This is a genomic window from Aestuariispira insulae (assembly GCF_003385955.1).
In the GTDB taxonomy this organism is placed as follows: domain Bacteria; phylum Pseudomonadota; class Alphaproteobacteria; order UBA8366; family Aestuariispiraceae; genus Aestuariispira; species Aestuariispira insulae.
Window position 1 is genome coordinate 76,315 of the sequence record NZ_QRDW01000004.1, and the last position, 12,750, is coordinate 89,064.

Consider the following 12,750-nt stretch of genomic DNA (forward strand, 5'->3'; position numbering starts at 1 on the left):
ACAAGAAAACATATGCGGGGAGCAGCATCCGGCCCGCCCCGATACACCGGCGGGGTGACAAAGAGGGGACCGGTGCGGCAAGGCGGGACATGTTCGGGAAGAGACCTGACAACAGGCAAGTCCGGGGAAAACAGGTCCGCGCATATCTGGGAGATAGACACGTGACTGATAATGCTTCGGTAGCAGGACAAGGGACTGTTACAGATGAATATGGGGTGACGCATTCACAAATAGCGGGTGCAGATCCGGATTTATTTAACGAAGACCTTGCGCCCGCGTCGGCCGAGGCTCGTACTTGGGACTGGAAAGCAATTGCCGCCTTATGGGTTGGTATGGTGGTTTGCGTTCCAACATATTTCATTGCCGCCAGTCTGGTGGCTGACGGAATGTCCTGGTGGCAGGCGGTAATCACTGTGTTGCTCGGCAACGTGATTGTAGCCGTTCCCATGATGTTAATCGGCCACGCAGGTACGAAACACGGGATTCCATTCCCGGTTCTGCTTAGGTCATCCTTTGGTACAGTCGGTGCAAAGATTCCAGGTGTTGCCCGTGGTCTGGTGGCATGCGGCTGGTTCGGAATCCAAACCTGGGTAGGCGGCTCAGCCATTTATGTAATCTTAAATGCCGTATCTGGTAATGCTTTTGCTGGTGAACCGCTTCCATTTCTCGGTATTGATGCAGCACAAACCTTGAGTTTTCTTGCGTTTTGGGCGTTGCATCTCTGGTTCATTCGGCATGGTACGGAATCGATCCGCTGGCTGGAAACCTACGCGGCACCGTTCCTTCTGCTTATGGGGCTGGCGCTGTTGGCCTGGGCCTATGTGAAGGCGGGTGGTTTCGGTGAAATGTTGTCTGCACCGAGTGCGTTTGGCCCCGGTGGGGAGAAGGAAGGCCAATTCTGGAGCGCTTTCATTCCGGGTTTGACTGCAATGGTCGGGTTTTGGGCTACACTGGCTTTGAACATTCCGGATTTCACCCGTTATGCCAAAAGCCAGAAGGATCAGATCCTCGGCCAGGCAGTCGGCCTGCCGATCCCGATGGCGCTCTTTGCATTCATCGGCGTAGCAGTAACCTCCGCAACCGTGGTGATCTATGGTGAGGCGATCTGGGATCCGGTTAAGCTTGCGGAGCGCATGGAAGGCTTTGGTATAGTGGTTGCCCTGTTTGCGTTGGTTGTGGCCACTCTGACTACAAATCTGGCAGCCAATGTTGTGGCTCCATCCCATGGTTTTTCCAATCTCAGCCCTAAGAAGATTTCCTTCAAGATGGGGGGGTATATCACAGCAGCGATCGGTATTGCGATTTTCCCTTGGAAACTGATCGAAAGCACCCAGGGTTATATCTTTACTTGGCTAATCGGATATTCAGCTTTGCTGGGACCGATCGCAGGCATCCTGATCGTGGACTATTTCCTGATCCGCAAAACCGAACTGAAAGTGGACGATCTGTTTCGGCATGATGGGATTTATGGCGGTAGAAATGGCTGGAACATGGCGGGTATCACCGCGCTTATCATTGGTATCCTGCCCAACCTGCCGGGTTTCCTGAATGCGGCCGGTTTTGTTGAAAGCGTACCATCGTTCTTCACCGGAATTTATGATTTTGCCTGGTTTGTAGGGCTTCTCATCGCCGGGATTGTCTATTTCGCCATGATGAGCGGTAAACGGAGCTGATTGTAAGAGAGGGCTGGCCGGATTCTCACCCTTGGATTCCGGCCGTACCTTTCGAGTTAAAGTAATCATAACCAAGGGGAAGGAGACAGGATCATGTCCATTCTGATCAGGGGCGGCACGGTGGTGACCGCCGAAGGCGAAAGCCGCGCGGATGTCTATTGTGAAGCGGGCAAGATCGTTGCGGTCGGTGAAAATCTGGAAGCGCCTGCCGGGGCAGAGATCGTGGATGCCGGGGGGCAATATGTGATGCCGGGCGGCATTGACCCCCATACCCATATGCAGCTTCCCTTCATGGGGACCGTGGCGTCGGAGGATTTCTATACCGGCACGGCGGCCGCCATGGCGGGCGGCACCACCATGATCATTGATTTTGTCATTCCCAACCCGCAGCAGCGCCTGATGGAGGCCTATGAAACCTGGATGGGTTGGGCGGAAAAATCGGCGGCTGATTATTCTTTCCATGTGGCGGTGACCTGGTGGGATGAAACCGTGGATCAGGATATGGAAACTCTGGTGCGAGACCATGGGGTGAACAGTTTCAAGCATTTCATGGCCTATAAGAATGCCATTATGGCCGATGATGAGATCCTCTATAACAGTTTTACCAAGGCCTTGAGTCTGGGCGCGATCCCGACCTGTCATGCGGAAAATGGCGAGCTGGTCTTCCAGCTGCAGAAAAAACTGCTGGCCGAAGGCATTACAGGGCCGGAGGCGCATCCGCTCTCACGGCCGCCGGCAGCGGAAGGCGAGGCGGCGAACAGGGCCATCAAACTGGCGGAGGTGATCGGCACACCGGTCTATCTGGTGCATGTTTCGGCGGAAGAGGCATTGGATGAGATCACCCGGGCGCGCAACGAAGGTCAGCGGGTCTTTGGCGAGGTTTTGGCCGGGCATCTTTTGATCGATGACAGTGTCTACCGCCATCCGGATTTCGAATTTGCGGCCGCCCATGTCATGTCGCCGCCCTTCCGCCCGAAAGGCCATCAGGAAGCGCTTTGGAAAGGGCTTCAGTCCGGGAACTTGCAGACAACTGCCACGGACCATTGCTGTTTCTGTGCGGAGCAGAAGGCGGCGGGCAAGGATGATTTCTCCAAGATTCCCAATGGCACTGCCGGTGTCGAGGATCGTATGGCGGTCCTGTGGCATCATGGGGTCAATACCGGCCGTTTGACGCCGTCTGAATTTGTCGCGGCCACCTCCACCAACGCGGCCAAGATCTTTAACATCCATCCACGCAAGGGATCGATCTCGGTTGGTGCGGATGCGGATATCGTGGTTTGGGATCCGGCGGCAACCAGGACCATTTCCGCCAAAACCCATCACCAGAATATCGATTTCAACATATTCGAAGGCATGGAAGTGACCGGCAATCCATCCCACACCATCAGCCGGGGCGTGGTCACCTATAAGGAAGGGGAGCTGCGCGCGGTGAAAGGCGCTGGCCGCTACGTGGACCGGCCGCCATTCCCGACTCACTATGAAGCGATGAAAAAACGGGCCGAATTGAATAAACCGACCGCTGTGGACCGCAGCCTGTCCAACGCGGCGGACTGACCCCAGACCATAATCGACCTTGTAGCATCCCACAGATGCCGCAAACTGGACGCCTTTGACCGGGCGTCCTTTTTCTTTGTGGTTGCAGTTTGATATCGGCTCGGCAATTCTCTTTGTATGCCGATATTCACGCAATCCGCCCGCTGTTTCATCGCCGTCACCCAGGCCGGTTCCATCCGCAAGGCGGCAGGGCTGCTCAACACATCGCCCTCTTCGGTCAACCGGCAGATCAAGCAGTTGGAATATGAGATGAAGGTCGAACTATTCGACCGGAAACCGGATGGCATGCAAATGACCGCTGCCGGCGAGATCCTGCTGGCGGACCTGCAGGAGGCTATGCTGGGCCATAACCGGGCCCGCAATGCCATATCCGCGCTCAAAGGTATGCAGGGCGGCCATGTGATTTTGGGCGTGGTGGAATGTCTCGCGGCGGATTTTGCCCCTGATTTGCTGGCCGATCTGGCCACAGCCTTTCCAGGACTGTCCTTTGATTTGCGCATTGGCCGGACAGCGGAACTGTCCGACAGGCTGGCCAAGGGCGAGCTGGATGTGATTTTGGCCTTCAACGTGCCGACATTTGCGGAAATCATCACCGAACATATCAGCCATTGGCCGGTGGGTCTGGTCTCTCACCAGAAAACGGGAGAGGGGGATATTGCTCTTGAAGAGGTTTCAAATTTGCCTCTGGTCCAGCTGGAGCAAAGCTTCGGGGTGCAGGCTTCCCTGACGGAAATGATGAACCGCAAAGGGTTCCAGCCACGCCTAATTGGCCAATGCAATTCCATTGCAGCGGTGAAAGGTCTGGTTCGGCGTGGGCGGGGGGCGGCCATCCTGACCCGATTGGATGTTTATCGTGAATTAACATTGAAAGAGCTTCATTTCCGGGCAATTGACGCCGAGATGCCGCTGACCGAGCCGCTGTCCCTGTGCGTTGCCCGGAACAGGAAATTATTGTTTGATCGAGATGCCGTGCTGGCACGGATTATAGGCCGTCTGGAAGCGCTGATGATGAATGAATAAGGCTGTACCGTTTTCTGCAACGCTTTGTTAGCAACTTGGCAATATTCGAAACGCTATTCTATCCAATATCTTGTCGGGGAAGCTTACATAAGGACAGGACATTAGCATTATGGCGATTTGGATCAGGAACCCTCTGGCAATTCTCGAAGAGGAGGCGCGGGGCGGCTTGCTGCTCATGGGCGACCGGATTGCGGAACTTGTTCCGGCCGGGGCGGAGCCAACTTGCCTGGAGCCGAATGAAGCGCTGGAGGTGTTTGATGCCAGCCAGCATGTGGTGCTGCCGGGTTTGATCAACACCCATCATCATTTTTATCAGACTTTAACCCGCGCCTGCCCGCCGGCGCTGGACAAGGAATTGTTTCCCTGGCTCAAGGCGCTCTATCCGATCTGGGCGGGGTTGACACCGGAACGTATGCAGCTTGGCAGCCGGCTTGCGATGGCGGAGCTGTTGCTTTCCGGCTGTACCACAACAGCGGATCACCATTATCTTTTTCCCAAAGGCATGGAAGAAGCAATTGATATTCAGGTTTCTGAAGCATCTCAGCTGGGCCTGCGCGTGTTACTGACACGCGGCTCTATGAGCTTGGGCGAAGAGGATGGCGGTTTGCCGCCGCAAAGCACGGTCCAGCGCGATGAGACAATCCTCTTTGATAGTGAACGCCTAATTTCCCGCTATCACGAGCCGGGGGAAGGGGCGATGGTTCAGATTGCTCTGGCCCCTTGTTCGCCTTTTTCCGTCACCACTGAACTGATGCGGCAAACAGCGCGGTTGGCTAGGCGTCATGGCGTGCGCCTGCATACCCATCTGGCGGAAACCGAGGATGAGAACGAATTTTGCCTGAAAACCTTCGGCATGCGACCGCTGGACTATCTGGAGCATGTGGGCTGGATGGCAGATGATGTCTGGCTGGCCCATGGTATTCATTTCAATGATGAGGAGATTGCAAGGCTTGGGAAAGCGCGCGTCGGCATCACCCACTGCCCGTCATCCAATATGGTGCTGGCATCCGGCATCTGCCGTAACCTGGAGCTGGAGGCCGCAGGTGCCATTGTTGGGCTGGGGGTTGATGGTTCTGCATCCAATGATGGTTCCAATTTGATCCAGGAAGTACGTCAGGCCCTCATGATCCAGCGTTTGCGCTATGGCTCCGGCCGTGTCAGTCACAAGGATGCTTTCCGTTGGGCAACAGCCGGATCTGCGGATTGTTTGGGGCGAAGGGATCTGGGCCGTCTTGAGGTTGGTTGTCAGGCGGATCTCGCTATGTTCAAGCTTGATGAGCTGCGTTTCTCCGGCAATGGCGATCCGCTTGCTGCGCTGCCGCTTTGCGGGGCCGACAGGGCGGACCGTGTCATGGTGCAGGGGCGCTGGCGGGTGATTGACGGATGCATTCCAGGTCTTGATTTGGAAGAGCTGTTACACAGTCATCAACAGGCTGCGGATGAGCTGCAAGCACCATTCTTGTAGGATATCTTTACAACTTTACAAATAATACCAATTTTTCGTAAAGAAATTAACAAAATAATATAATAATAACAATGCATTGTTGAGATGTTCACATATTGCCGATAGCGTATCCTCAAATCGATCGGGATTTCTAAAGACAGAGAATGAACTCGGCATTCCGGATTGATTTTGGGAGTTTCACATCGGCAGATCCAAAAGGCCGCAGATCATCCCGCGCCAGATTTGCCGGAAAAGACGTTCGCTCTTTCCAAGTCCCTCTGTGTCCGTCTGGAGATAATGAGGTCTCCGGGCGGAACAGGGGAGAGGCTTGTTTAGAAAAGGGCTTTGGGGCTGTCGACGCTCCTGGCATGGATCTTATGTCTGCAGGGCGACGATTTTCGCCGGATACCAAATGATTTGACCAATCGGGGGCGCAGGCACCCCGGGGGCTACGGCTGTTTGTTGGATTTCTTGTAGGGAGTTAATCTACTCATGTTGGACGATAATCGTTTTCCAGTTCCTGCTGATGTGCGGTCGAGAAGCTGGATTGATGATGAAAAATATCAGGAAATGTATCGTCAATCGATTGAGGATCCCGAGGCATTCTGGGAGCGCGAAGGCATGCGCCTGGATTGGATTAAGCCCTATAACAACGTCAAAGACGTATCATTTGATGCCAACGATCTGCATATTCGCTGGTTTTATGATGGTACGCTGAATGTCTCAGCGAATTGCCTGGATCGCCATCTTGAAACACGTGGAGATCAGGTCGCTATCATCTGGGAAGGGGATGATCCTTCAGAGCATCGTGATGTCACCTATCGTGAATTGCATGAGGAAGTTTGTAAATTTGCCAATGTCCTGAAGGGGCAGGGCATTGGGAAAGGCGATCGGGTCACGATTTATATGCCGATGATTGTGGAGGCGACTGTTGCGATGCTGGCTTGCGCGCGCATCGGCGCAGTTCATTCCGTTGTGTTCGGCGGATTCTCACCTGATGCCCTGGCGGGACGGATCAACGATTGCGATTCCCATGCGGTGATCACCTCGGATGAAGGGGTGCGCGGCGGCAAACATATCCCCTTGAAGGCCAATGTGGATGAGGCCCTGACCCATTGTCCGGATTGTGCAACCTGTATCGTTGTGCGCCACACGGGTGGGGATATCCAGTGGGTGGAAGGGCGTGATGTCTGGTATCACGAGGCAATGGAAAAGGCCTCTGCCGACTGCCCACCGGTGGAAATGCAGGCGGAAGATCCGCTTTTTATTCTCTATACATCGGGGTCGACCGGCCAGCCCAAAGGGGTGCTGCATACTTCCGGTGGGTATCTGGTTTATGCCGCCATGACCCACCAGTATGTTTTTGACTACCATGATGGCGATATCTATTGGTGCACGGCGGATGTGGGCTGGATCACCGGTCATAGCTACATTGTCTATGGGCCGCTGGCCAATGGGGCGACTACCCTCATGTTCGAGGGCGTGCCCAGCTATCCGGATGCATCGCGCTTCTGGCAGGTTTGCGAGAAGCATAAAGTGAACATCTTCTATACTGCGCCGACGGCGATCCGGGCGCTGATGCGCGAAGGCGAGGAATTTGTCAAACGCACGGACAGATCTTCGATCCGGCTGCTGGGGTCGGTAGGCGAGCCGATCAATCCGGAGGCCTGGTCCTGGTATCACAAGGTGGTGGGTGATGAACGCTGCCCGATAGTCGATACCTGGTGGCAGACGGAAACCGGCGGTATCCTGATCACGCCCTTGCCGGGTGCGACCGATCTGAAACCGGGGTCGGCGACCAGGCCGTTTTTTGGGGTAAAGCCCTTGATGGTTGATCATGACGGTAATCCCCTGGAGGGTGCCTGCGAGGGTAATCTTTGCATGGAAGACAGCTGGCCCGGTCAGATGCGGACCGTCTATGGTGACCATGAGCGCTTCATCCAGACCTATTTCACCACCTATCCGGGCCGTTATTTTACCGGCGATGGAGCAAGACGCGATGAAGACGGTTATTACTGGATCACGGGCCGGGTGGATGATGTGATCAATGTTTCCGGCCATCGGATGGGCACGGCAGAGGTTGAAAGCGCATTGGTTGCCCATGAAAAAGTGGCGGAAGCGGCCGTGGTTGGATACCCGCATGATCTTAAGGGGCAGGGGATTTATGTCTATGTCACCTTGAAGGCCGGTATCGAGCCCACTGATGGGCTGCGCGGTGAATTGGTAAAATGGGTGCGCCATGAGATCGGCCCGATCGCAACACCGGATCTGTTGCAATGGGCGCCAGGTCTGCCGAAAACCCGGTCCGGCAAGATCATGCGCCGGATCCTGCGTAAGATTGCTGAAGATGATTTCGGCAATCTGGGGGATACATCCACGCTGGCCGATCCGGCAGTTGTGGATGATTTGATCGCGCATCGGATGAACAGGAAGGACTAACAAGATGGCGTGCCGGGCCTCGCAACCCGCACGGCCGCCCGTGAGGCTGGCGGGAATGGGTGACAACAGGACGTGACAGAACGGATGCAGCTGCATTAAAATGCGGGCATGAAGAGAGGGCGCTTAAGCCCCAGGGCGCAAAATGCGCCGTCACGGCAGGAAGGCTGATTTCTAGCAGGTGTTGCCCCTGTGGCGGGATGGGAGATGACGACCAGATGTCGCATTCAGTATTAGTTGTTGAAGATGAACCAAATATCGTCTTGTCTTTGCAATTCATTATGAAACAGGCTGGCTTTGCGGTCCGGGTGGCGGAAGATGGTGACAAAGCGGTCCGAGAAGTGACCCGCAAGGTGCCGGATATCGTTCTGTTGGACATTATGCTGCCCAAGACGGATGGCTTCACGGTTTGTGAAACGATCAAATCCGATCCGCGCTGCAAAAAAGTAAAAATCATTATGCTGTCCGCCAAAAGCCGTGATGCGGACCGTGAAAAAGCGCTGGCACTGGGTGCGGATGATTTTATTACCAAGCCTTTTTCGACACGGGAACTGGGGGATCGGGTCCGACAGCTATTGGGGCTGACGACAGATTCCGCGCAGGCCTCCTGATGGATAAAATGGGTCGGGACGCCCTAAGATGAAAAGAACCGGTCGGAAAAAAGAATGGTCGATAACCCTCTTCTGTTTTGGGCTGTTGGCTTTTTTTCCGCCGATCCTGGAACTGTTTGATCGTCCTCTGCTGGTTGGTGGATTTCCGCTCTCCTATTTGTTCCTGTTCGGCGTTTGGGCAATCATTATTCTGGCGGTTGCGATCAGTGCCAAAAAACGCCGGGGCATGGTTATTCCGGATCAGGACGGCGTTACAGCCGGGCCTGATCGAAGCGGAGAAAGCTGATGGTCACCACCTGGCTGGTTGTCGGCGTTTCCTTTGCCTATCTGGGGCTGCTGTTTGCCATTGCCTTTTATGGAGACAAGCGCGCTGAGATGGGCGGCAGCCTGGCGGCAAACCCCTATATCTATACGCTTTCTATTGCTGTCTTCTGTACCTCATGGACCTTTTACGGTTCCGTGGGCTTGGCTGCGCAATCAGGATTGGATTTTCTGCCGATCTATCTGGGGCCAACCCTGGTTTTCATCCTCTGGTCCTTCATCTGGATCAAGATCATCCGGATCTGTAAGGTGAACCGGATCACATCGATCGCGGATTTCATCTCAGCGCGTTATGGTAAAAGTACCGCTCTTGGCGGGCTTGTGGCGATCATCGCGGTGCTTGGTACAATGCCCTATATCTCTCTGCAGCTGAAATCCATCGCGACAAGTTTCACTCTGCTGCTCAATTATCCAAGCGTTGCGCCCGGACTGGAAGCGGGCGGGCCGTTTGCCTTTGACACTACATTGGTGGTGGCGCTGGCGCTGGCGGTATTCGCCATTCTGTTTGGTACACGCCATATCGACCCCAGCGAACATCATGATGGCATGGTCGCGGCCATTGCTTTTGAATCGGTGGTGAAGCTATGTGCTTTTCTCGCGGTTGGCTTGTTTGTGACCTATGGGATCCATAATGGTTTCACTGATTTGTTTGAAAAAGCCGCGGCCATTCCCGAATTGTCTCAAAACCTGGTTGTCGGTGGGGAAGGGGGCTATGGTCGTTGGATCACCATGATCCTCTTGTCGATGGCGGCTATCATCTGTCTCCCGCGGCAGTTTCACATCACGGTTGTTGAAAATGTCGATGAAAGCCATATGCGAAAGGCTGTTTGGCTGTTTCCGCTATATCTGCTTGTTATCAATATCTTTGTCCTACCGATCGCCCTGAGTGGAAAGATGCTGTTTTCCGGCGGTCAGGCGGATGCGGATATGTTCGTGCTGACCTTGCCGATCGTTCATGACCAAATGGCTTTGGCACTGTTTGCCTTTATTGGCGGCCTGTCGGCTGCGACCTCAATGGTGATTGTCGCTGCCATCGCTTTGTCCACAATGGTTTGCAACAATCTGGTGATGCCCCTGCTGATCCATAGGGGACGGGTTCATGTCCGCGAAGGGGGCGACGTTTCCAGGCTGCTGCTGATCATTCGGCGCACCAGCATATTGCTGATCATGCTGCTGGGGTATGGCTATTTCCGGATCGCCAGTGAAAGCTATTCCCTGGTGACAATTGGCTTGGTTTCCTTTGCGGCCGCGGCCCAATTCGCGCCAGCCATCATTGGTGGCATTTTCTGGACCGGCGCGGCGCGGCGCGGTGCCATGGTTGGGTTGGCGCTGGGGTTCTTGGCCTGGTGCTATACCCTCTTGCTGCCATCCTTTGCCCAGTCCGGCTGGCTGCCAATCAGTTTTATTGAACAGGGCCCCTGGGAAATCGGCCTGCTGAAACCCTATGCTCTTTTTGGCCTTGAAGGGTTTGATCAGCTCTCCCACGCTTTGTTCTGGAGTATGCTGCTCAATATCGGCAGTTATGTGATTATTTCCCTGCTGACCCATCAAAGCCCCTTGGAACGGATCCAGGGGACGTTGTTTGTTGATGTTTTCAAACATACAGAAGGGCGGACTGGATCCCATTATTGGGAAGGCACAGTGACGGTCGCCGATTTGGAAGAGCTGGTATCCAGATTTGTCGGTTCAGCCCGGGCACAAAAAGCTTTCGAAGAATTTGCCAGGCGCAACGATACGGTTTTCAAGCGCGGGCAGGTGGCCGATAGCGGGTTGATGAATTATGCCGAAAAACTGTTGGCCGGAGCGATCGGATCGGCAACCGCGCGGGTGATGATCGGTTCCATTGTCAAAGGGGAAATCGTCGGGATCGATGAGGTCTATAGGATCATTGATGAAACCAGCCAGGCCATTGAGTATTCGAAAAAACTGGAACAGAAATCCATTGAACTGGAGGATACGACCCGACAGTTGCAACGTGCCAATGACCGATTGAAGGAACTGGATGCGCTCAAGGATGATTTCCTCTCCACGATCAGCCACGAATTGCGGACACCGCTGACCTCCATCCGTGCCTTTAGTGAGATTCTTTCCGACAATCCGAATGTACCGGATGAGGAGCGGCATCATTTCCTTTCGGTCATTGCTAAAGACAGCGAACGGCTGACCCGGTTGATCGATCAGATCCTTGACTTGGCGAAGATGGAGGCCGGGCGTATGCAATGGACGGTTGAAGATGTGGATCCCGCCATTGTTGTGCGCGATACAATGACCCTGATGGATGGTTTGCTGCAGGATAAGAATGTGGATCTGATTCTGGATCTTCCTGAAAATCTGCCAATGGTCCGGGTGGATCGCGACAAATTCATGCAGGTTCTGATCAATCTGGTTTCCAATGCTGTGAAATTCTGTGGCCAGCCGGAGGGCAGGATCGCGGTTACCCTTGCCGTCGTTGAAACGGGCCTGCAGGTGACGGTCCAGGATAACGGCAAGGGCGTTCCGGCCGCCAACCGGGATAGGATCTTTGATAAGTTTCACCGTTCGCCAGGTGAATCGAATAAAGCGCCGCATGGAACCGGTCTGGGGCTGGCGATCTGCCGGCAGATCATCACCTTTTTCGGTGGGCGGATTTGGGTGGAGGAGGGAGACCTTGGCGGTGCAGCGTTTAGTTTCTCAATCCCGGTCAGCCGGAATGAAATGGCAGCCTGATGTACGACCGCTGATTTTGCGTCCCATAGTCGAGTAACAATTAATCCGGCCATTTACCGGTTGAACCCCGAGAGGAATTGGGTAATTCTCGTTTTACGGGATTGCTGCCTGGGATGAGTAACTCATATGGGGAAGAAATGATTAAACTGACCGCTGCCACGCCGGTATCGGAACTAACCGAAATCTGGGATATTGCGTTAACGGATACTGAGGTAGAACGGCATCAAATATTTATGCTGCTGACTCTGACTTTGGTGTATGACAATTGGTGCATATACAAAAATGACGCACGGGTATTGGCCGACTATAGCCAGGCGGCACCCGGTCGGGAATTCAGCGAATATGTTGGCCATAATATTGGCGCCTTGCTGGTGAACCAGGATAACGCAATTGTTACATATGCCTTTAACAACAATCATTTGCATAATAACAGCACGGAACACGCGGAAACCCGCCTGATACGGAAGGCATTGCGGCTCTATAACCGCAAGAATTTCAAAACGGGTCAGGGCAATAGCGGCTATTGGAAAGTGCTGAAGGGCCATACGGTATATACCAGTCTTGAATCCTGCTCCCAATGCAGCGGGATCATGGATCTGGCTAATGTCGAGAATGTTGTTTATGCGCAGGTTGATCCGGGCCAGGGGCATATCGGCAATATTCTCTACAACCTTCATCGTGACGAGGGTGGCAGTGGTGCACCAAGGCCAATCAAAGCCGATTTCCTTCCGGTTTTTTCCCAGATTGAGGAGGCATACAGCCGGTTTGGTCGGGATGGCACGGCACAGGGGACGAGACGGCCCGGAGCAACGCGCTTCCTGCGATCTGTTGATGCGTTTGAAGTTTTCAGGGAAGCGGCCGTCCAACTGGAGGGGTTTACGCCAACCAATGACAGCAACCAGGCGGTGCTGGAACATGCGCTGGAATTCCGTGAAAGCTATAATGACACCACCATGCGCGATGCGGTTTTTGGCGAATGATGATG

The 12,750-nt window shown here is 54.2% G+C and carries 9 protein-coding genes; all 9 read left to right on the forward strand.

Annotated elements, in window-relative coordinates:
• Positions 1-161: 161 nt before the first annotated feature.
• The 9 genes from DFP90_RS11250 to DFP90_RS11290 all read left to right on the forward strand — a co-directional run bounded on the left by DFP90_RS11250 (position 162) and on the right by DFP90_RS11290 (position 12,745).
• On the forward strand, positions 162-1,673 hold the full coding sequence (locus DFP90_RS11250; RefSeq protein ID WP_245957041.1) for an NCS1 family nucleobase:cation symporter-1: 1,512 nt from the start codon (positions 162-164) through the stop codon (positions 1,671-1,673).
• A 93-nt stretch (positions 1,674-1,766) separates the two neighbouring features.
• Positions 1,767-3,227 carry a dihydropyrimidinase gene (gene hydA / locus DFP90_RS11255; RefSeq protein WP_115936593.1) on the forward strand — a complete coding sequence of 487 codons (1,461 nt, stop codon included), beginning with the start codon at positions 1,767-1,769 and terminating at the stop codon, positions 3,225-3,227.
• 117 nt (positions 3,228-3,344) lie between these two features.
• Positions 3,345-4,247, forward strand: a complete 903-nt coding sequence (locus tag DFP90_RS11260) for a LysR family transcriptional regulator (protein ID WP_115936594.1) — start codon at positions 3,345-3,347, stop codon at positions 4,245-4,247.
• Positions 4,248-4,356: 109 nt separating this feature from the next.
• Positions 4,357-5,712: an 8-oxoguanine deaminase gene (locus DFP90_RS11265; protein ID WP_181905308.1), complete on the forward strand. Its 1,356-nt coding sequence runs from the start codon at positions 4,357-4,359 to the stop codon at positions 5,710-5,712.
• A gap of 471 nt (positions 5,713-6,183) precedes the next feature.
• Positions 6,184-8,130: an acetate--CoA ligase gene (acs, locus tag DFP90_RS11270; protein WP_115936596.1), complete on the forward strand. Its 1,947-nt coding sequence runs from the start codon at positions 6,184-6,186 to the stop codon at positions 8,128-8,130.
• A gap of 215 nt (positions 8,131-8,345) precedes the next feature.
• Entirely contained in the window at positions 8,346-8,738 is a 393-nt protein-coding gene (locus DFP90_RS11275; RefSeq protein ID WP_115936870.1) for a response regulator transcription factor, read from the forward strand.
• A 28-nt stretch (positions 8,739-8,766) separates the two neighbouring features.
• A complete protein-coding gene (locus DFP90_RS11280) occupies positions 8,767-9,024 on the forward strand; it encodes a hypothetical protein (protein ID WP_115936597.1) in 258 nt (85 codons plus the stop codon).
• Positions 9,024-11,765, forward strand: coding sequence for a sensor histidine kinase (locus tag DFP90_RS11285; RefSeq protein WP_115936598.1), 2,742 nt, complete (start codon positions 9,024-9,026; stop codon positions 11,763-11,765). The genes DFP90_RS11280 and DFP90_RS11285 overlap by 1 nt, the downstream gene beginning before the upstream one ends.
• A gap of 113 nt (positions 11,766-11,878) precedes the next feature.
• The gene (locus tag DFP90_RS11290) at positions 11,879-12,745 is read left to right on the forward strand and encodes a nucleoside deaminase (protein WP_115936599.1); all 867 of its coding nucleotides are present in this window, start codon (positions 11,879-11,881) and stop codon (positions 12,743-12,745) included.
• The last annotated feature ends 5 nt before the right edge of the window (positions 12,746-12,750 follow it).